This window comes from Tropicimonas sp. IMCC34043, from assembly GCF_003390845.1.
GTDB lineage: Bacteria > Pseudomonadota > Alphaproteobacteria > Rhodobacterales > Rhodobacteraceae > Tropicimonas.
Genome location: NZ_QMEK01000001.1, coordinates 612,015 through 629,861, shown reverse-complemented (window position 1 = coordinate 629,861; position 17,847 = coordinate 612,015). Strand labels below are relative to the sequence as shown.

At 65.5% G+C, this 17,847-nt stretch carries 23 protein-coding genes; 16 read left to right on the top strand and 7 right to left on the bottom strand.

Annotated features, from left to right (window positions below; translation table 11 throughout):
- Positions 1-6 precede the first annotated feature (6 nt).
- Positions 7-363: a DNA-directed RNA polymerase subunit omega gene (gene rpoZ, locus DQG17_RS02910; RefSeq protein ID WP_116131276.1), complete on the bottom strand. Its 357-nt coding sequence runs from the start codon at positions 361-363 to the stop codon at positions 7-9.
- 39 nt (positions 364-402) lie between these two features.
- Positions 403-1,029: a 2-amino-4-hydroxy-6-hydroxymethyldihydropteridine diphosphokinase gene (gene folK, locus DQG17_RS02905; RefSeq protein ID WP_116131275.1), complete on the bottom strand. Its 627-nt coding sequence runs from the start codon at positions 1,027-1,029 to the stop codon at positions 403-405.
- 105 nt (positions 1,030-1,134) lie between these two features.
- On the opposite strand from folK, the gene DQG17_RS02900 reads away from it, so the two are divergent.
- From DQG17_RS02900 to rnhA, 6 genes are all read left to right on the top strand, one after another.
- Positions 1,135-1,713: an NYN domain-containing protein gene (locus tag DQG17_RS02900; protein WP_116131274.1), complete on the top strand. Its 579-nt coding sequence runs from the start codon at positions 1,135-1,137 to the stop codon at positions 1,711-1,713.
- A gap of 203 nt (positions 1,714-1,916) precedes the next feature.
- On the top strand, positions 1,917-2,867 hold the full coding sequence (gene ispH, locus DQG17_RS02895) for a 4-hydroxy-3-methylbut-2-enyl diphosphate reductase (protein WP_116131273.1): 951 nt from the start codon (positions 1,917-1,919) through the stop codon (positions 2,865-2,867).
- 10 nt (positions 2,868-2,877) lie between these two features.
- Positions 2,878-3,492, top strand: a complete 615-nt coding sequence (locus DQG17_RS02890; protein WP_116131272.1) for a LysE family translocator — start codon at positions 2,878-2,880, stop codon at positions 3,490-3,492.
- On the top strand, positions 3,489-3,950 hold the full coding sequence (locus DQG17_RS02885; protein WP_116131271.1) for a DUF3429 domain-containing protein: 462 nt from the start codon (positions 3,489-3,491) through the stop codon (positions 3,948-3,950). The genes DQG17_RS02890 and DQG17_RS02885 overlap by 4 nt, the downstream gene beginning before the upstream one ends.
- Positions 3,950-4,543 carry a class I SAM-dependent methyltransferase gene (locus DQG17_RS02880; protein ID WP_116131270.1) on the top strand — a complete coding sequence of 198 codons (594 nt, stop codon included), beginning with the start codon at positions 3,950-3,952 and terminating at the stop codon, positions 4,541-4,543. The genes DQG17_RS02885 and DQG17_RS02880 overlap by 1 nt, the downstream gene beginning before the upstream one ends.
- 45 nt (positions 4,544-4,588) lie before the next feature.
- Positions 4,589-5,038 carry a ribonuclease HI gene (gene rnhA / locus DQG17_RS02875; protein ID WP_116131269.1) on the top strand — a complete coding sequence of 150 codons (450 nt, stop codon included), beginning with the start codon at positions 4,589-4,591 and terminating at the stop codon, positions 5,036-5,038.
- A gap of 224 nt (positions 5,039-5,262) precedes the next feature.
- Here the strand turns inward: rnhA and fmt are convergent, their stop codons facing one another.
- The 3 genes from fmt to def (DQG17_RS02860) are packed head-to-tail and all read right to left on the bottom strand — an operon-like array spanning position 5,263 to position 7,188.
- The gene (gene fmt / locus DQG17_RS02870) at positions 5,263-6,165 is read right to left on the bottom strand and encodes a methionyl-tRNA formyltransferase (protein ID WP_116131268.1); all 903 of its coding nucleotides are present in this window, start codon (positions 6,163-6,165) and stop codon (positions 5,263-5,265) included.
- Complete coding sequence (gene def, locus DQG17_RS02865; RefSeq protein ID WP_116131267.1) at positions 6,162-6,659, bottom strand: peptide deformylase; 498 nt, start codon at positions 6,657-6,659, stop codon at positions 6,162-6,164. The genes fmt and def (DQG17_RS02865) overlap by 4 nt, the downstream gene beginning before the upstream one ends.
- A 7-nt stretch (positions 6,660-6,666) precedes the next feature.
- The gene (def, locus tag DQG17_RS02860) at positions 6,667-7,188 is read right to left on the bottom strand and encodes a peptide deformylase (protein ID WP_198666013.1); all 522 of its coding nucleotides are present in this window, start codon (positions 7,186-7,188) and stop codon (positions 6,667-6,669) included.
- Between the two features lie 105 nt (positions 7,189-7,293).
- On the opposite strand from def (DQG17_RS02860), the gene DQG17_RS02855 reads away from it, so the two are divergent.
- Both DQG17_RS02855 and DQG17_RS02850 read left to right on the top strand, forming a co-directional pair.
- Positions 7,294-8,484 carry a MalY/PatB family protein gene (locus tag DQG17_RS02855; protein WP_116131266.1) on the top strand — a complete coding sequence of 397 codons (1,191 nt, stop codon included), beginning with the start codon at positions 7,294-7,296 and terminating at the stop codon, positions 8,482-8,484.
- A complete protein-coding gene (locus DQG17_RS02850; protein ID WP_116131264.1) occupies positions 8,481-9,017 on the top strand; it encodes a murein L,D-transpeptidase family protein in 537 nt (178 codons plus the stop codon). The genes DQG17_RS02855 and DQG17_RS02850 overlap by 4 nt, the downstream gene beginning before the upstream one ends.
- A gap of 18 nt (positions 9,018-9,035) precedes the next feature.
- Here DQG17_RS02850 and DQG17_RS02845 read toward each other — a convergent pair whose 3' ends face one another.
- A complete protein-coding gene (locus tag DQG17_RS02845; protein ID WP_116131262.1) occupies positions 9,036-9,401 on the bottom strand; it encodes a response regulator in 366 nt (121 codons plus the stop codon).
- A 185-nt stretch (positions 9,402-9,586) separates the two neighbouring features.
- On the opposite strand from DQG17_RS02845, the gene cobD reads away from it, so the two are divergent.
- From cobD to DQG17_RS02820, 5 genes are all read left to right on the top strand, one after another.
- On the top strand, positions 9,587-10,558 hold the full coding sequence (gene cobD, locus DQG17_RS02840) for a threonine-phosphate decarboxylase CobD (RefSeq protein WP_116131260.1): 972 nt from the start codon (positions 9,587-9,589) through the stop codon (positions 10,556-10,558).
- Positions 10,555-11,469: an adenosylcobinamide-phosphate synthase CbiB gene (gene cbiB / locus DQG17_RS02835; RefSeq protein ID WP_116131258.1), complete on the top strand. Its 915-nt coding sequence runs from the start codon at positions 10,555-10,557 to the stop codon at positions 11,467-11,469. Before cobD ends, cbiB begins: the two co-directional genes overlap by 4 nt.
- A 208-nt stretch (positions 11,470-11,677) precedes the next feature.
- Complete coding sequence (locus DQG17_RS02830) at positions 11,678-12,853, top strand: lytic murein transglycosylase (RefSeq protein WP_116131256.1); 1,176 nt, start codon at positions 11,678-11,680, stop codon at positions 12,851-12,853.
- A gap of 70 nt (positions 12,854-12,923) precedes the next feature.
- Entirely contained in the window at positions 12,924-13,832 is a 909-nt protein-coding gene (locus tag DQG17_RS02825) for a glycosyltransferase family 2 protein (protein ID WP_116131254.1), read from the top strand.
- 377 nt (positions 13,833-14,209) lie between these two features.
- A complete protein-coding gene (locus tag DQG17_RS02820; protein WP_157973503.1) occupies positions 14,210-14,554 on the top strand; it encodes a hypothetical protein in 345 nt (114 codons plus the stop codon).
- A 232-nt stretch (positions 14,555-14,786) separates the two neighbouring features.
- Here DQG17_RS02820 and DQG17_RS02815 read toward each other — a convergent pair whose 3' ends face one another.
- Complete coding sequence (locus DQG17_RS02815; protein ID WP_116131250.1) at positions 14,787-15,530, bottom strand: SDR family oxidoreductase; 744 nt, start codon at positions 15,528-15,530, stop codon at positions 14,787-14,789.
- 96 nt (positions 15,531-15,626) lie between these two features.
- On the opposite strand from DQG17_RS02815, the gene DQG17_RS02810 reads away from it, so the two are divergent.
- The 3 genes from DQG17_RS02810 to DQG17_RS02800 all read left to right on the top strand — a co-directional run bounded on the left by DQG17_RS02810 (position 15,627) and on the right by DQG17_RS02800 (position 17,785).
- Entirely contained in the window at positions 15,627-16,553 is a 927-nt protein-coding gene (locus tag DQG17_RS02810) for an AraC family transcriptional regulator (RefSeq protein WP_116131248.1), read from the top strand.
- Positions 16,554-16,771: 218 nt separating this feature from the next.
- Positions 16,772-16,999 carry a hypothetical protein gene (locus tag DQG17_RS02805; protein WP_116131246.1) on the top strand — a complete coding sequence of 76 codons (228 nt, stop codon included), beginning with the start codon at positions 16,772-16,774 and terminating at the stop codon, positions 16,997-16,999.
- Positions 17,000-17,365: 366 nt separating this feature from the next.
- Positions 17,366-17,785 (top strand): VOC family protein, encoded by a 420-nt coding sequence (locus DQG17_RS02800; RefSeq protein ID WP_116131244.1) that lies wholly within the window; start codon positions 17,366-17,368, stop codon positions 17,783-17,785.
- The last annotated feature ends 62 nt before the right edge of the window (positions 17,786-17,847 follow it).

The following is a 17,847-nucleotide window of genomic DNA, read 5'->3' as shown; positions in this document are numbered from 1 at the left end:
CTGTGGTCAGCGAGACTCCTGCGCTTCCATCAAGGCGCGCAACATCTTTTCCTCGTCCATATCGTCATCGGACGGTCGATCGGGCGTTTCGGCCCCCATCAACAGCGCCATCGAGTCCTCTTCAGGCTCGTCGACCTCGATCTGGGTCTGCAGAGACTCGATCATGCGTTCGCGCAGATCATCGGCGCTCTGGGTTTCCTCGGCGATCTCGCGCAGCGAAACTACCGGGTTCTTGTCGTTGTCTCGGTCGAGCGTGATTGCGGCACCCGATCCGATCTCGCGCGCCCGATGGGCGGCAAGCATGACCAGTTCGAACCGGTTCGGAACCTTGTCAACGCAATCTTCGACCGTTACGCGGGCCATTAGGAAACTCCAATCCTGGCAAGGGTGGGAGAGCGCTATTTATCGTCCTGCGCCGGGGAGTGCAAGGCTTGCGGGACTGTCAAGAGCATGAATGGCGGAAATGTCATCGGCGGGCAAGTCCTGCAGCATCTGCATGACGCTGCGTCCAAGGATCGGGTGTACCCAGTCCGGCGCGATATCGGCAAGCGGAACCAGCACGAAGGCACGGTCCTGAATGCGCGGATGGGGCAAAATCAAGCGATCCGGCGCCAGCCGCGCCTGTTCTTCGGGCGCGAGATCGTGCCAATAGGTCCATACTGCAAGATCGGGCTGGATTATTCCGCCAAAATCGAGCAAGTCGAGGTCGAGAGTTCGAGCCGACCACCGCCGGTTCCGCACCCTCGCGAAGCGCTGTTCGATTTTGTGCAAGCGTCCCAGCAGGTCTTCTGCGGGCAAACTCGTGGACAGGATCAATGCAGCATTAACGTAATCAGGTCCGGTTCCGGGCGGGAAAGATGGTGTGCTGAACAACCGACTTGCAGAAACAATTTGACCTATTTCTGCATGAATTTCATCACATGCGGCAACAACTATCGGCGTCAGTCCGCCGAAGTCTCCAGCCAGATTTGACCCAATGCCGAGTATGCACTTTGTATCGCAATTATGACGTGTTATATATTGGGACATGGGTGATTTTCCTTATTTTTCGCGCACTGCCCACTCGACAATCTGACCCAACCACTCACATCCGACCACTCTCAGCACGGGCAGTGAATACCGAAAGGTTAATTGATGTTCTACAGGGATGAGCGACTTGCGCTCTTTATCGATGGATCGAACCTATACGCGGCCGCAAAGGCCCTGGGTTTCGACATCGACTACAAGCTTCTTCGTCAGGAGTTCATGCGGCGCGGCAAGTTGCTGCGGGCATTTTACTATACGGCTCTTCTAGAGAATGACGACTATTCTCCGATTCGCCCGCTGGTGGACTGGCTGCACTACAACGGGTTCTCCATGGTGACCAAACCCGCCAAGGAATACATCGACAGCCAGGGCCGCCGAAAGGTGAAAGGCAACATGGACATCGAGCTGACGGTCGATGCCATGGAACTGGCGCCGCGGGTCGATCACATCGTGCTGTTCTCGGGCGATGGCGATTTCCGTCCGCTGGTCGAAAGCTTGCAGCGGTCGGGCGTGCGCGTCTCGGTGGTCTCGACCATTCGCAGCCAGCCTCCGATGATCGCCGACGAACTCCGCCGGCAAGCCGACAACTTCATCGAACTCGACGAGTTGAAGGACGTGATCGGCCGGCCGCCGCGCGAACCGCGTCCGGAACACCACGCCGAGACCGAGGCGCTTGTCCGCGACTGATCGCATCTGCTTGATCGCAATCGATACTGGCTCGCAGGCTCTGCGGGCCAGTTTTCTTTTCGGGGCAGCGCCGGCAGGGATCGGCGGTCGCTCGCGCGGTTAAGTCGAGCCGCCCGGACGCGGCGCCCTGCCCTATTTCCTTCGCCCAAATCCTGCTGGACCTCGCGGCATCGGCCCCTTACCTCTGGCTCCGGAGGCTGCCGATGACCAAACCACCCCTGATACTCTATCTTGCCGCGCCCCGCGGCTTTTGCGCCGGAGTCGACCGGGCCATCAAGATCGTCGAGATGGCGCTCGAAAAATGGGGCGCGCCGGTCTATGTCCGCCACGAGATCGTCCACAACCGCTTTGTCGTCGAAGGGCTCAAGGCCAAGGGTGCGGTATTCGTCGAGGAACTCGACGACTGCCCGCCGGACCGGCCGGTGATCTTTTCGGCACATGGCGTGCCAAAGGCGGTTCCGGCCGAGGCCGAGCGACGCCAGATGATCTATGTCGACGCCACCTGCCCGCTGGTCAGCAAGGTCCATATCGAGGCCGAGCGCCACGCCGAGGCGGGGCTGCAGATTGTCATGATCGGCCACGCCGGCCACCCCGAGACCATCGGCACCATGGGCCAACTGCCCCCCGGAGACGTGCTGCTGGTAGAACGGCCCGAGGATGTGGCGCGACTGGCCGTGCGCGATCCCGCGCGGCTTGCCTATGTCACCCAGACGACACTGTCGATCGACGACACCGCCGAGGTGGTGGCGGCCCTTGTCGCACGGTTTCCCGCAATCGTCGGTCCGCACAAGGAAGACATCTGCTATGCCACCACGAACCGCCAGGAAGCGGTGAAAGCGATGGCGCCACTGGTCGATGCGATCCTGGTGATCGGAGCGCCCAATTCCTCGAACTCCCGCCGGTTGGTCGAGGTCGGGGCGCGGGCCGGCTGCAGCTATTCCCAACTCGTCCAGCGCGCCGTCGACATCGACTGGCGGGCGCTTCAGGGTGCTGGGTCGGTCGGCATCACCGCCGGCGCCTCTGCCCCCGAGGTTCTGGTCCGCGAGGTGCTCGACGCCTTCGGCGCGCGTTTCGACGTGACGGTCGAACAGGTCGAGACCGCGGTGGAACGGGTCGAATTCAAGGTGCCGCGCGTGCTGCGCGAGCCGGTCTGAGGGGGAACGAATGCTGTCGCTGCAATTCTTGCTGACCTGCCTGGTCGTCGTCTTGGCGCCGGGGACCGGCGTGCTCTACACGCTCGCAATCGGGCTCGGGCGTGGCCGCCGCGCGGCGATCTCAGCGGTGCTCGGTTGTACCATCGGGATCCTGCCCCATATGGCGGCGGCAATCCTCGGGCTGGCGGCGGTGCTGCATGCCTCGGCGCTGCTGTTTCAGACCGTGAAGTTCCTGGGCGTCGCCTACCTTCTGTGGCTGGCCTGGCAGGCGGTCCGCGCCGACGGGGCACTTGCGCTCAGCGCCGCCGGAAAATCGGAAAGCGCGCTTGCGACCGCGCGCCGGGGCGTGCTGCTGAACCTGCTGAACCCCAAGCTGTCGATCTTCTTCCTGGCGCTGCTGCCGCCGTTCCTGTCGGGCAATCCGGCGACCGCAACGGCCGAGATGGTGACATTGTCCGCGGTCTTCGTCGCCATGACCTTTGTGGTATTCCTCGGCTATGGCCTGTTCGCCGCTTCGGCCCGCGAGCTGATCCTGTCCCGGCCGCGGATCATGCGCTGGCTCAACCGCTCCTTCGCGGCGGTCTTTGCCGCGCTCGGTGTCAGGCTGGCGCTGGAACGGGCGTGACCGACGCGCAGCCGATCCCCCGCACCGCACTGGCGCTGGGGCTTCTCGGGTTGTTGCCCTTCCTCTGGGGCGTCGTGACCCGCTATGTTCCGGCGGCGCAGGACCTGACGCTCGAGTGGGCAGGTCCCCGGTTCGTAGGGCCCTACGTGCAGCTTTACTTCGGCACCATCGTGCTGGCGTTCCAGTCCGGGGTGCTCTGGGGTCTGGCCGCGCAGCGCGACCGCGAGGTGGCAAGCCTCGGGTTCGCGCTGTCGGTCGTACCGGCGCTCTGGGCGTTCCTGTTCACCGGCAACGGCCCGGTCAGCAGCGCGCTCTACCTGATGGCAGGCTTCTGGGCGATATTGGGGATCGACTGGTTCTATTGGCGCAGCGGCATGGCGCCGGGCTGGTGGATCGGGTTCCGGGCGCCGCTGACCCTGGTGATCGTCGCCTGCCTTGCCGTCGTGGCGTTTGATTGATGCCGGACCACCCCACGCTCGCCGTCTATGATGCCGAGGCCGAGGCCTATGCCGCGATGGTCGGCTCGGACCGGCCCTATCCGGTGCTGGAGAGGTTTCTGCGAGATCTGCCGCCGGGCGGCCGCGTGCTGGATCTCGGCTGCGGCACCGGGCTCTGGGCGGCACGGATGATTGCACAGGGCTTCAGCGTCGATGCCATCGACGCCTCCGAGGGCATGGCCGCCGTGGCGCGCGCGCGCCATGGGATCACGGTGCGGGTCGGCACGTTCGATACGGTGACGGAGGTCTCACAGTATGACGGGGTCTGGGCGCATTACAGCCTGCTGCACGCCCCGCGGGACGCCTTCGCGGGGCATCTGGCCACCCTCGCCCGAGCGCTGAAACCGCAGGGGCGCCTGTTTCTGGCAATGAAGCTCGGGACCGGCGAGGGGCGCGACGGCAAGGGGCGGTTCTATACCTATTATGCGGCGACAGAGCTTGAGGCGCTGCTTGCAGCGGCGGGGTTCGTCGTGACAGCGGCGCGGTTTGGCACCGACCGCGGCTTTGACGGCTCGACCCATCGCTTTGCTATGTATCACGCGCGGCTCGTCTGACCGGCGCGCCTTGCACCCGGCCCCCGGCTGACGTATCCGGCGCCCATGTCCGAACTTCTCGCCTTCACCGACGGAGCCTGCTCCGGCAATCCCGGCCCCGGCGGCTGGGGCGTTCTGCTGCAGGCCCGCGACGGCGAGACCATCGTCAAGGAGCGGGAGTTGTCCGGCGGCGAGGCGCTGACCACCAACAACCGGATGGAGCTGTTGGCGGCGATCTCGGCGCTCGAAAGCCTGTCGCGGCCCTCCGAGATCACGATCATCACCGACTCGGCCTATGTGAAGAACGGCGTGACCGGCTGGATCCACGGCTGGAAGAAGAACGGCTGGAAGACTGCGGCGAAAAAACCGGTGAAGAACGAAGAGCTGTGGAAGCGGCTCGATGCCGTGCAGGCGCGCCATCAGGTGGTCTGGAAGTGGGTCAAGGGGCACGCAGGACACACAGAGAACGAGCGGGCCGACGCACTGGCCCGCAGCGGAATGGCGCCATTCAAGTGAGAGATCGCCCTTCGGGCGATGCCTCCGGCGGGGATACTTAGGAACAGAAGAAGCCGGAACGGCGCGCCCGACCCGATGAGGCAGGCCGGGCGACTTCTCCTGTTGCGGTCATCGGCGTCCCCGCCTGTACCGCCCTGCAAGGCTCGCATCCCAGGGTTAAAAGCCCGTTACTTCTTCTGTTCCTAAATATCCCCGCCGGAGGCAGAAGTCCTGACGCGACGCTCTCAGTCCAGCACCTCGGGCAGGATGGTGCCGCGCAGGAAGTCCTCGGTCGGCATCGGCCGCTTGCCCGGCCGCTGCGCCTCGAGCACCTCGACCGCACCGTCACCGCAGGCGATGGTGAGGCCGGCGATCACCTCGCCCGGGCGGCCCTGGCCGCTGGCGAGGCGCGAGCGCAGAAACTTCACCCGTTCGCCTTTGACCTCGCACCAGGCCCCCGGGAAGGGCGAAAGTGCGCGGATCTGGCGGTCGATCTCGACCGCGGGGCGGGTCCAGTCGATCCTCGCCTCGGATTTGTCGATCTTGTCGGCATAGCTCACGCCCTCGTCCGGCTGGGGATTGCGCGCAAGCGTGTCGAGCCGGCCGAGGGCCTCGGTGATCAGGCGGGCGCCCATGTCGGACAACCGGTCGTGAAGGGCGGCGGTCGTCTCCTCGCATCCGATCCGGGTCGCCTCGCGCAGCAGCACCGGGCCGGTGTCGAGCCCGGCCTCCATCTGCATGATGCAGACACCGGTCTCGGTGTCACCGGCTAAGATCGCGCGATGGATCGGTGCAGCGCCGCGCCAGCGCGGCAGCAGCGAGGCGTGGATGTTGAGGCAGCCCTTTGCCGGCACGTCGAGGATCGCCTGGGGCAGGATCAGGCCATAGGCGACCACCACCGCAACGTCGGGCTTCAGCGCCGCGAAATCGGCCAGGACCTCGGCCGGGCGCCGCAGCGAGACCGGGTGGCGGACCGGCAGACCCAACGCCTCGGCACGGGCCTGAACCGGGCTGGGGCGGTCCTTCTTGCCGCGTCCGGCGGGGCGCGGCGGCTGGGTATAGACGCAGGCGACATCGTGACCCGCCGCAACCAGCGCGTCGAGGGCCGGCACCGAAAACTCCGGCGTTCCCATGAAGACCAGTCTCATCCCCGCCCCTTTCGCGCCTTTTTCAGCAGCATCTCGCGTTTCGTCCGGCTGAGCCGATCAAAGTACATCCGCCCTGCGAGGTGGTCGATCTGGTGCTGGACCGAGGTCGACCAGAGATCCTCGAAGACCCGCATCACCCGCGCACCAGACTCGTCGGTATAGGCAACTTCTACCCGTGCCGGCCGCTGCAGGCTTGCCCAGACACCGGGCAGGTTGGGGCTTGCCTCGTCATGGCGGCGCAGGACATCCCCGGCCGAGACAATCTCGGGGTCGGCCATTCGCACCGCCTGCCCACGCCCGGTCGAACAATCGACGACGGCAAGACGCAGCATCACGCCGATCTGCGGGGCGGCAAGGCCGAGCCCCGGCATTGCCTCCATCGTGTCGATCATGTCGGTCCAGATCGCGTGCACCGCGTCCGTCACCTCGCCCACCGGCGCCGCAGGGCTCCTCAGCCGGCGATCGGGCCAGGGCACGAAGGGGCGCACCACCATCGCGCGCTCAGTCCCGCGCGCGTTCGCGCTTGAGCTTCTGCATCTTGCGGGTGATCAGCTGCCGTTTCAGCGGCGTCAGATAGTCGATGAACAGCACCCCGTTCAGATGGTCGATCTCGTGCTGCACGCAGGTCGCCCAGAGCCGGTCGAAATCTTCCTGCCGCTCGGTGCCGTCCCGGTCGATCCAGCGCACCGTCACCTCTGCCGGGCGGGTCACGTCGGCATATTGCTCGGGGATCGACAGGCAGCCCTCCTCGTAGGTGTTCTTTTCCTCCGAGGCGGCGATCACCTCGGGGTTGAACATGATCAGCGGGCGTGGCGCCGAGTCCGGGTCCTTGACGCAATCGAGCACGATCAGGCGGCTGATGACGCCGACCTGCGGCGCGGCAAGCCCGACGCCCGGCGCATCGTACATGGTCTGGAGCATGTCGTCGGCCAGCATCCGCAATTCGTCCGTCAGATCGGCCACAGGTTCGCAGACCTTCTTCAGGCGGGGATCAGGGTGAATCAGGATATTCTTCAGGGCCATGAGCGCCATTTAGGCGATGGTTCGGATTGTTGCAACCTGAGGTCTTTGCGGCCGCCGCATGGCAGGCTAGCGTGGGAGCGAATCTGCACGAAAGGCCCGTACTTCATGTCCCTCGACAATCCCTATTCGCCCTTCGACGAACTCATCGAGCGCCGTGGCACCCATTGTTCCAAGTGGGACATGATGGAACCGCTTTTCGGCGTGCCGGCGACTGACGGAATCGCGATGTGGGTGGCCGACATGGATTTCCGCCCACCTGCCTGTGTCAGCAATGCCCTCCAGGACATGATCGATCACGGGATCTTCGGCTATTTCGGCGACGACAGTGCCTATCGCGCCGCCATCGTCTGGTGGATGAAACAGCGTCACGGCTGGGAGGTCGACCCGGCCACGATCTTCACCACCGCAGGGATCGTCAACGCAGTCGGCCTCTGCCTTTCGACGTTCAGCGACCCGGGCGACGGCGTCGTGCTGTTCACCCCGGTCTATCACGCCTTTGCCAAGGTGATCCGTGCCGCCGGGCGCGAGGTGGTCGAATGCCCACTGGTCGAGGTCGATGGCCGCTATCAGATGGATTTCGATGCCTATGGCGCGTTGCTGACCGGGCGCGAGAAGATCGTGATCCTGTGTTCGCCGCACAATCCCGGCGGCCGGGTCTGGACCAAGGACGAACTGGAGGCAGTGGCAGAATTCGCGCGGCAGCATGATCTGCTGCTGATCTCGGACGAGATCCACCACGATCTGGTGTTTCCCGGCGCAACCCATATCCCGATGGCGCGGATCGAGGGGGTGGAGGATCGGCTGGTGATGCTGACCGCGCCCTCGAAGACCTTCAACATCGCGGGGGCCCACACCGGGCAGGTGACGATCCCCGACGCGGCGCTGCGGGCGCGGTTTGCGGCGACGATGGCGGGGCTTGGGCTGTCGCCAAACTCCTTTGGGCTGATCGCGACGACGGCTGCCTATTCGCCCGAAGGCGCGGCCTGGGTCGAGGATCTGGTCAGCTATCTCGACGGCAACCGCCGGCTGTTCGACGCCGGTATCGCCGCGATCCCCGGCTTGCGCGCCATGCCGCTGCAGTCCACCTATCTCGGCTGGGTCGACACCGCAGGAACCGGCATGACGCAGGACGAGGTTCTGGCCCGCGTCGAAGGCCGGGCCAGGATCGCGGTCAATCGCGGCCCGACCTTCGGTTCGGGTGGCGAGAGATTTCTGCGATTCAACTTCGGCACACCGCGTGCGCGGGTGGCCGAGGCGCTGGAACGGCTGTCTGCAGCCTTCGCGGATCTGCAATGACCGGTCTCATCCACATCCTGATGCTGGCGGGATTTCTGGCGCCGGGCGGCAGCGGGATCGCGGCGTGGGTGAAGTACGCGCCACAGGCGCCGTTTCCCCCACGCCCGATTGCCGAGCAGATCGATCTGGTGCTGATCGACAAGAGCGACCGGCGGATGACGCTGTTCAGCGACGGACGCCCGGTGAAATCCTATCCTGTCGCGCTCGGCTATGCGCCGCGGCGGGCGAAGATGCAGGAAGGCGACGGGCGCACGCCCGAGGGCGTCTATCGCATCGACCGGCGCAATCCGAAGAGCGCTTATCACCTGTCGCTGGGGATCAACTATCCCTTGCCCGAACACCGCAGACTTGCCCGGGCGGCCGGCGTGTCGCCGGGCGGCGACATCTTCATCCACGGCCAGCCGAACCGGCGCAAGGGCATGCCGGCACTGGCCGGCGACTGGACCGCCGGCTGCGTGGCCATCACCGATGAGGCGATCGAGGAATTGTGGCGCGTGATACCGACCGGAACCGACGTGGTGATCCGGCCCTGATCGCGGCCGCACGAAGGTTCACATCCGCACGCCACCAAAATGCTCGACCATCAGCGCCAGATCCTCGGGTGGCGTCGCGGTCCGCAGGTAGGCGCAGGCATTGGGCGCGATCTGAAAGATCGAGCCATCCGAGAAGAACGTCGTGTTGGTGACGAAGACGACCTTGGTGCGCGGGCTGTGATAGGACGCATAGTCGGCAATCGCGAAGGCGCTGCCTTCCTCGAGCACAACGTCGAGGATGATCACGTCGAGATCTGCACCACAGACCACATCGACCGCCTCTTCCTGGCTTTGCGCCAGCGTCACCGACTGGCCACTGCGTTCCAGATGACGCTTCCAGACCCAGCCAAGATCCTTGTTGCTCTCTACGATAAGAACCTGCATCGCTTGCCGACCTCCCCAAGTTGACCCAGCGTTATTTGAAGGACATTGGTCATAAATCGCTAACCAAGTGTTAACGATTTCATCATGTTCCTTAACGGCTTCCGTTCTCAGCGAAAATCCACTTATGTCGGCGCGCGCGGCGAGTCCCGGCAGGGAGTCTCGCAAGCAAACGAATCGGAGAGAACATGGCCAAGCAAACTTGCCCCAGCGGCAACGGACGCGATCATGGCGGCGGGGTCGATGCGGCCGCGGCCCGGTGGGGTGGGGCGCGGGACGAATGGCTCGACCTTTCGACCGGGATCAACCCCTGCCCCTGGCCGGTGCCAGATCTGCCCCATGATGCCTGGACCGCCCTGCCCGACCGCGCGGCCGGGGCCGCGCTGATCGCGGCAGCGCGGGATTTCTGGCAGGTCCCCGAGAGCCTGCAGATCCTGCCCGTGCCCGGCGCCTCTGCCGCGATTGCACGGATCCCCGCACTTGCGGCGGCGGGCCGGGTGCGGATCCCTGCCCCGACCTACAATGAACATGCCGCGGGCTTCCGTGCCGGGGGCTGGGAACTGACCGAAAGCACGGATGCCGAAGCGACGGTTCTGGTGCATCCGAACAATCCCGATGGCCGGCTGTGGCGCAGCGCGGATCTGCCCCGGTCCGGGCTTCTGATCCTCGACGAGAGCTTTTGCGACACCTGCCCCGAGGCCAGCCTGCTGCGGGCTGCGGCCGACCGGCCCGACACGCTGGTGCTGAAGAGTTTTGGCAAGTTCTGGGGGCTTGCCGGGCTGCGGCTCGGCTTCGTCATCGGCGCGCCCGAGCGGATCGCGCCGCTGGCCGAGATGATCGGGCCATGGGCAGTGTCGGGCCCGGCGCTGGCCATCGGTGCCGCGGCGCTGGCGGATTTCGGCTGGGCCGCGGCGACGCGGACACGGCTGAACCGCGATGCGGAAGAACTCGACGCCACGATGACCGCAGCCGGGGCAAGGGCGATCGGCGGCACAACGCTGTTCCGGCTCTATGACGTCGGGGATGCAGCGGCCTGGCAGGCGCGGCTGGCGGACGCCCGGATCTGGACCCGGACCTTTCCCTATTGCGCAGAATGGCTGCGGCTTGGCCTACCGGGGGACGACGCGGGTCGGGCACGGCTGACGGCGGCGCTGGCATGACCGGCTCTGCTGTGGTCCTGATCGCGGCGCTGCTGCTTGACGCGGCGCTGGGGGAACCCGGCTGGCTGTGGTCGCGCCTGCCCCATCCTGCGGTCCTGATGGGTCGTGCCGTGGGCTGGCTCGATAACCGCTTGAACCGCGGCAGCCACCGGCGCGCCAGAGGCGTGCTGGCGGTGGCACTGCTGGTCATCGGCGCGGGCGGCATCGGGCTTGCCCTGCAGGCGCTGCCCGGACACTGGGCCGATGTGGTCGTGGTGGCGATCCTGGTGGCGCAGCGCAGCCTGACCGACCACGTCGGCGCCGTCGCCAAGGGCCTGCGCCAGGGCCTCGCCGAAGGCCGGCTGGCGGTGGCAATGATCGTCGGGCGCGACGTGCAGGTGCTCGACGAGGCGGGCGTCGCGCGCGCGGCCATCGAAAGCGGGGCCGAGAACCTGTCGGACGGAGTGATCGCCCCGGCGCTGTGGTATCTGGCAGGCGGCTTGCCCGGCATCCTGATCTGCAAGGCGGTCAACACAGCCGACAGCATGATCGGCCACCGCACCCCCCGGCACGCAGAGTTCGGCTGGGCGGCGGCGCGGCTTGACGACGTGCTGATGTGGGTGCCGGCGCGGGTGACGGCCATGCTGATCGGGCTGGGGCTCGGCCGACCCGGCGGCTGGGGGCCAATCGTGCGTGATGCAAGACAGCACCGCTCGCCCAACGCGGGCTGGCCCGAGGCCGCGATGGCACGCGGCATCGATGTGGCCCTGTCGGGGCCGCGCAGCTATGGCGGACAGATGCAGAGCTTTGCCTTCGTTCACCCTCAGGGCTGCCGCACCCCCGGCCCGGCCGAGATCGCATCGAGCGTCCGGGCGCTGTGGCGGGCATGGGGTGTCCTGCTGGCTGCAACCGTCCTGCTGGCGCTGATGTGATCAATTCGCGGCGGTTTTTCGCGCCTGACTGTGGCGTCGCGGTTGCCCACCGCGCCCGCGACGCTAGAACGGGCGGCGAGCGGGGGCAAACCGGGACGAAGGAACATCAGGGATCGCGCCGGCCCTGTGGCGGGCCGGATGCGCCCCTGGCAAATCCCCAAACCGGCACCGCACCCGCACGACATAGTCCGCCCAAACGGAGACCCCGATGACACGCACATTCGCCCTTTCGGCCCTTCTGGCCGCCCTTGCCGCGCCGACTCTGGCGCAAGTGCCCTGCGGCGGGTCCTTCGGCGAATTCGTTGCGGCAATGCAGGCCGAGGCGGTGGCGCAGGGCCATGACCCGGCGGCGGCGCGACAGTTCTTCGCCCGCGCCTCCCAGGACCCCAAGGTGCTGAGAGCCGACCGTGCGCAAGGCGTGTTTCAACTGCCCTTCACCGATTTCTCGCGACGGCTGATCAGCCAGAACCGGATCGACCACGGCAAGGCGAACCTCGAGAAACACGCCGACACCTTCGCGCGGGTGCAGCAGACCTATGGCGTCAGCCCCGGCGTGCTGCTGGCCTTCTGGGCCTTCGAAACCGACTATGGCGGCTTTCAGGGCGACTTCAACACGCTGAACTCGCTGATGACGCTCAGCCACGATTGCCGCCGGCCCGAGCTGTTCCAGCCCCAGGTCATGGCCGCGCTGACGCTCTACGAGATGGGCGATTTCGACCCCGCCACCACCGGAGCTTGGGCGGGCGAGGTCGGCATGGTGCAGATGCTGCCCCAGGATATTCTGGAAAACGGCGTCGATGGCGACGGCGACGGGCTGATCGCGCTCAAGACCTCGGTGCCGGATGCACTGATGTCGGGGGGCGCAATGCTGCGTGCGCTCGGCTGGCGGCCGAACGAACCCTGGCTGCAGGAAATCGTCGTGCCCGAGGGACTCGACTGGGCCGAGACCGGGCTGAACCACACCAAGACCGCCACGGACTGGCAGGCGCTTGGCGTGCGCGGGCGCAATGGCCCGCTGCTGCGCCCCGACCTGCCGGCCTCGATCCTGCTGCCACAGGGCCGGCACGGGCCCGCGTTCCTGACCTATCCGAACTTCGCGGTCTTCCTCGAATGGAACCAGTCGATGGTCTATGTCACCACCGCGGCCTATTTCGCGACCGAACTCGAAGGCGCACCGCCCTATGATCCCGGCACGCCCGACCCGGCGCTGTCGGGCGAACAGTTGATGGCGCTGCAGCAAAAGCTCTCTGACCGCGGATACGACGTCGGCGGGATCGACGGGATTCTGGGCGAGAGGACGCGCGAGGCGGTGCAGGCCGAACAGATCCGCCTTGGCCTTCCGGCGGACGCCTGGCCGACGGCCGATCTGCTCGGGCGTCTCTAGCCGCTTTCTGGACAAGCGGACCCCGGACGGCCTAGATGCCGGACGGGACCGGAGTCATGGGGGCGGCGCAATGGGATATTCGCTGGCAGAGCTGCGCAAGGATCTGTCCAACCGCGACCTGCGGGTGCAACGGTGGTGGCAGGGCCTCAGGTGGCGCCACGCCAATGCCGTGGCGCTGTCCGCACCGCCGCCTGACCCGGCCCTCGGCAAGGTCGTCTTCGCAATTCCGCTGATCTCGCGCCGCAAGGCCGCCGACTGGGACCAGGTGCAGGCAAACCTTGTGGCGACGCTCACCAGCCTGCGGCGGCAAGGTGACGGGCGGTGGCAGGCGATCGTCTGCTGTCAGGACCGCCCCGATGCCGTCGCGTTCGACGACCGGGTCCGGTTCCTGCCCTATGCGGGCAGCGACGCGCGCTATGACAATCACCAGAAATACGCCCAGATGCGCGCCACCCTGCTGCGCGAGGAGACGGGCGCAGGATACTACTTCCAACTCGATGCCGACGACCTTCTGCACCCGGGGCTCGTCGGCTACATGCTGTCGGACAACAACCGGCAGGGATATCTGATCGACCGCGGCTACATGCTCGATCACGCCAGCCTCGATCTGGCGGTGCTGCAACCGGCGGACAGCGAATTTCCCGAAGCGACCGAGTTCTATCGCAGTTGCGGATCGAGCTCCGCCCTATGGTTCGACCTGTCGCAGGGCGCGGATTTCGCCACCGTGCTGGCGCGGCGCGGCAACCACCGCAAGGTGGCACGCAACATGGGGTATTTCGGCTTCCGCATGGCCATGGTCCCGTTCCATGCCGCGATCTATGTGATGAACCACGGCGACAACCTGCGCCAGAAACGCGGCAAGATGGCCGGCAAGATGATGCACTTCGACGTCAACCCGGTGACGGATCCCGCGCGCCGCGCCGAAATCGCCGAGACCTTCGGCTTCGCCGAAATCTTCGGGGCACGCGCATCAGACTGACCGTAGGACAAGGCCGACAGCGGCCGCCCCGGCAAAACACCCCACCCGGCAAACCACGCCGCCCGCGGCGCATCCTCTGTTCAGAATGTCCCTGGGGAATAGCGGACCCGGCCGTCGTCCTTTCTTTCTACACCCGCCGTTTCAACAGGTTTGATTTCGGGCGGGCGAAACGTCTGAATGGCCTCGTTCAGCGCCTCGACACAGAGGCCGGCCTCCAGCGTGGTCTGGATACGCCGGGACAGAACACTCGCCTGTGCCAGTCCATGATGGCGACCGGCTGGAGGACCCCGCGCCACATCGGCAGGTCGGTGATGTCGGCGCACCAGACCTGGGCCGGCTGCTCTTCCCTCGGCCCCTTCAGCAGGCAGGGACAGGTCTTGCCCCGCTTCGCCGACCTGCTGGTGCTGGGCTTCCGGCAGATCGGCATCGGCCCCCAAGGCGCATCCACCGGCGGATCTGATGCGCGGATCGGTACCGCCATCCAGTGGAACGGCATCCACATCGCGATGATCACCCGCGACGTCGCGGCCCTTGCCACCACCGGCGAAGCCCTGCGCAAGCTGGCGCTGCGGATCGTCGAAAGCCGGGGCGAGTCAGGACATTCCGCCTGCCCGACCTCATCGACAGGTTCACCCGGGAGCGCCTGGCAATCCGGATCGACCGGCAATCACTCGTGTTCCCCGACTCTGCGCCATTCTGGCGCCGTCGCAGACATCGGTTGAAGGCCGCCGTTTCCATTTCCCCCGTCACATTGTTGCTGCGGCAACTGTGGCGACTGTACGGATATCGAGGCTCGCGCCCCGGCCTCCGCCCGAATGCAGCTTCGGCGCGATCAATTTGCTCGCACAAGATGCCTTGACTGCACCGGCCCCGCGACCGGCGTTCCGGCTCTGACAGGCGCGACGCGTGTCGAACAGGCTGACCGGCGTTCGCAGCTGCGGCACTCGTCAGGTGTCAGCTTGCTATTGCCAGGGCCACGGCATCCGCACCGGCCGGATAATGCAGCCTGTCCGTGATGTCGGTCGCAGCGTGAAAGACTGCCTGCGCCACATCGGTTTCCCGCGTTGACAGGCCGGGAGCTGCGTAGGAGTCAAAGACCGGCCCGGCAAAGGCGGCGTAGCTCTCGGGGATAAGATCTTCGATGCGGAACTGCGAGTTTTGCGCAAATCGGGTCGTCGGGCCATAGCCGGGCTCGACCAGTCGGACCCGCACTCCGAAATGCCCGAGTTCATGCGCCAGCGAGCCGGTGAACCCCTGAATGGCCTGCTTGCTGGCGGTATAGAGAGCGGCAAGCGGCATCGGCGTCAGGGTCACGCTGGAAGTGACGTTGATGATCACGCCCGACCTGCGTTCGCGCATTTGCGGGACCACCGCCTGGGTCATCGCGATCGTGCCAAAGGTGTTGGTCTCGAACACTTTCCGCACAAGGGCCATTGGAGTCGCTTCGACGGCGCCGACGAGGCCGATACCGGCATTGTTCACGAGAACGTCCACGGGCCCCGCCGCGTCTATCGTGGCTGCGATGCTGTCAGGGTCGGTGATGTCGAGGGGCAAGAGGCGGATGCGGTCCGATTCCGGCAGTCGGTTTGCGCTTGGGGAGCGCATGGTGGCAATGACGGACCAGCCTTGCGCGTGAAAGTGGCGCGCGGTCTCGAGCCCATAGCCGGAAGAGCAGCCAGTGATGAGGACGGTATTCATGTCGAACTCCTGTTTTTCGTGTTGACGCTTGAGGATTAACCGCCGATATCTGGATGATCCCCAACGAAAGTCCGGAAATTATTTGAAACAGTCCGAATGTCCGACCCGCTTGCCCAGGTGATCGAGCTTTTGCGCCCACGCGCCGTGTTCTCGAAAGGGATAACGGGCGCGGGCCGGTGGGCCGTGCGCTATGGCGCGTTCGGGCATCCGGGCTTTTGCGCGGTGACCGAAGGGCGGTGTCGGCTGGCGGTTGACGGCGAGACGCCGATCATCCTTGAGGAAGGGGACTTTGTCCTGCTGCCCGCAACCCCTGCCTTTACCATGTCGGGGATGGAGACCGCGCCGCCACAGATGATCGACCCTCGACAGGCCTCACCCGCCGATGAAGAGGTTCGCTATGGGCGGCGGACCGGACCACCCGACGTGCGGCAGTTCGGCGGGTATTTCACGTTCGAGTCTGAGGACGCGGCGCTGTTCGCGGGGCTGTTGCCGCGGATGATCCATATCCGTGGCGTGCCAAGACTGGCTCAGCTCATCAGAATGGTGGGCGAGGAAGCGTCCACGGAAAACGCGGGCCGGAACCTAATTCTGGCGCGGCTTGTCGAAATCCTGCTGATCGAAGCGCTGAGACATTCCCCGGAGAACGCCCTTCAGCCGGGACTGTTGCGCGGGCTGGCCGATGACCGGATTGCCATCGCCCTGCGGAAAATTCATGGCCCGACAGACCAGTCATGGACTGTCGAACGTCTTGCCCGAGAGGCCGGAATGTCCCGCTCGGTCTTCTTCGAGCGGTTCTCGCGTGCAGTCGGGATGCGGCCGATGGAGTATCTGCAGAAATGGCGGATGGCTGTTGCCAAAGAGATTATGAAGGCTGGCCCAATTGCGCTGGAGGAGGTCGCGCGGCGGGTCGGCTATGGCTCGGCCAGCACGTTCAGTACGGCTTTCAGCCGCCACGCCGGGATGCCACCGGGCCGGTTCATGCGGACCGAAGGGGCCAGAGAGGATAAGCGAACGAGGACTTGAGCCCAATCGAAGTGAGGCGGCAGCTTTGCCCGAGCCGCGCAGCTTCTGCATCTCGCCGAGCCTTGTCCGCACCGTGTCCGAAAACCGGCCGGTGACCTTGCTCATGCCCTTGACGGTCGCCGAATACTGATCGACCGCCGTCAGGATCAGCTTGGGTTCGATCCGCTTTCCCATATCGATCCCTTGATGGCAGGTGCAGAACGCCCCACGTCAGATCGATGTCGAACCTCATCCCGTTCGTTTGTGTGCTGGCCATGCCGACGACCGTCGCCGCCGCGGCTGTCGCGGGCTATGTCGCCTTCGGTGTGATTGGTGCCGTGGCCTTCGGTGTCATTGCCGCGGCCATCGTGCTGCTGCTCGGCCGCGAGACCGAGCGCCCGGGCGCCGCGCCGCGCTTTGGCGCCAACGCCTTTCAGCGCCATGCCGGGCGGCACGACGAGGTCTAGTGTTCGCCACCTGAAAACGTTCCCGTTCTGTCTCCGGGGACCCTCGGTTGCTCGGACGAAGGTCTAGGGGGCAGCTATGCGGACGAAGAAGGCGTTCCCCGGGTCAGCCCCAACTGACACGAACCGCCCTTCGTGTCAGTGCTTGGTGTCATGCTGCGTCTCGCACGAATGTCACTTTGGGCTGAGACCGGTCGTCCGCTGCGCCTGTCGTGAAGGTCGGCGAAGGGCCGGAAGTAACAGAGTGCCTGGCTAGAGCCGTTGGCCTGGACCGCCGCACCGCCGCATGTTTGCTTCTGAGCCCTGTCCAGTCACTCAGAATTGTGCGTAGCTTCGCCCTGAAAACGTCGTGGAAAGAGATGTAAGCCAATGCAATTGCACCGTGGTCGCCTGATTGATCATATTCAGCTTGTGGTGCGCGACCTGCACGCGAGCGAGAGCTTCTACAAAGCGGTGATGACCGTGTTGGAGATACCGGTTCTCAGCACGGATAATGGCTACTTCATTGCGGATGAACTTACCGTAGCCGCCGCCGACAGCCCAACCTCGACGGGCGAGTTGACCGGGCGGCACCACCTTGCATTTCAGGCCAAGGATCGCGAAACGGTTGATGCCTTCTACAGAGCGGCGCTAGCGCATGGTGGGCGCGACAATGGGGCACCCGGTATCCGGGCCTATCATCCGGGGTATTACGCCGCATTCGTGTTGGACCCCGATGGCAACAACATAGAAGCTGTCTATCAAGGCGAGGCAACGCGCAACACGCCGTCAGTCACCATCGATTTTTAAGGAAAGTTAGTGGCAATTCGCCATGACCGCTTTGTTCGCACTGGAGGCCTTGGGCTCCGAGA

Bases quoted from the DNA above. Each gene is read 5' to 3' on its own strand.
- DQG17_RS02845 (WP_116131262.1), bottom strand. From the start codon at position 9,401: ATGCAGGTTCTTATCGTAGAGAGCAACAAGGATCTTGGCTGGGTCTGG.
- folK (WP_116131275.1), bottom strand. From the start codon at position 1,029: ATGTCCCAATATATAACACGTCATAATTGCGATACAAAGTGCATACTC.
- rnhA (WP_116131269.1), top strand. From the start codon at position 4,589: ATGTCCGAACTTCTCGCCTTCACCGACGGAGCCTGCTCCGGCAATCCC.
- DQG17_RS02880 (WP_116131270.1), top strand. From the start codon at position 3,950: ATGCCGGACCACCCCACGCTCGCCGTCTATGATGCCGAGGCCGAGGCC.
- def (WP_198666013.1), bottom strand. From the start codon at position 7,188: ATGGCCCTGAAGAATATCCTGATTCACCCTGATCCCCGCCTGAAGAAG.
- cbiB (WP_116131258.1), top strand. From the start codon at position 10,555: ATGACCGGCTCTGCTGTGGTCCTGATCGCGGCGCTGCTGCTTGACGCG.
- DQG17_RS02900 (WP_116131274.1), top strand. From the start codon at position 1,135: ATGTTCTACAGGGATGAGCGACTTGCGCTCTTTATCGATGGATCGAAC.
- def (WP_116131267.1), bottom strand. From the start codon at position 6,659: ATGGTGGTGCGCCCCTTCGTGCCCTGGCCCGATCGCCGGCTGAGGAGC.
- ispH (WP_116131273.1), top strand. From the start codon at position 1,917: ATGACCAAACCACCCCTGATACTCTATCTTGCCGCGCCCCGCGGCTTT.
- rpoZ (WP_116131276.1), bottom strand. From the start codon at position 363: ATGGCCCGCGTAACGGTCGAAGATTGCGTTGACAAGGTTCCGAACCGG.
- DQG17_RS02810 (WP_116131248.1), top strand. From the start codon at position 15,627: ATGTCCGACCCGCTTGCCCAGGTGATCGAGCTTTTGCGCCCACGCGCC.
- DQG17_RS02825 (WP_116131254.1), top strand. From the start codon at position 12,924: ATGGGATATTCGCTGGCAGAGCTGCGCAAGGATCTGTCCAACCGCGAC.
- DQG17_RS02830 (WP_116131256.1), top strand. From the start codon at position 11,678: ATGACACGCACATTCGCCCTTTCGGCCCTTCTGGCCGCCCTTGCCGCG.
- fmt (WP_116131268.1), bottom strand. From the start codon at position 6,165: ATGAGACTGGTCTTCATGGGAACGCCGGAGTTTTCGGTGCCGGCCCTC.
- cobD (WP_116131260.1), top strand. From the start codon at position 9,587: ATGGCCAAGCAAACTTGCCCCAGCGGCAACGGACGCGATCATGGCGGC.
- DQG17_RS02890 (WP_116131272.1), top strand. From the start codon at position 2,878: ATGCTGTCGCTGCAATTCTTGCTGACCTGCCTGGTCGTCGTCTTGGCG.
- DQG17_RS02805 (WP_116131246.1), top strand. From the start codon at position 16,772: ATGTCGAACCTCATCCCGTTCGTTTGTGTGCTGGCCATGCCGACGACC.
- DQG17_RS02855 (WP_116131266.1), top strand. From the start codon at position 7,294: ATGTCCCTCGACAATCCCTATTCGCCCTTCGACGAACTCATCGAGCGC.
- DQG17_RS02815 (WP_116131250.1), bottom strand. From the start codon at position 15,530: ATGAATACCGTCCTCATCACTGGCTGCTCTTCCGGCTATGGGCTCGAG.
- DQG17_RS02850 (WP_116131264.1), top strand. From the start codon at position 8,481: ATGACCGGTCTCATCCACATCCTGATGCTGGCGGGATTTCTGGCGCCG.
- DQG17_RS02800 (WP_116131244.1), top strand. From the start codon at position 17,366: ATGCAATTGCACCGTGGTCGCCTGATTGATCATATTCAGCTTGTGGTG.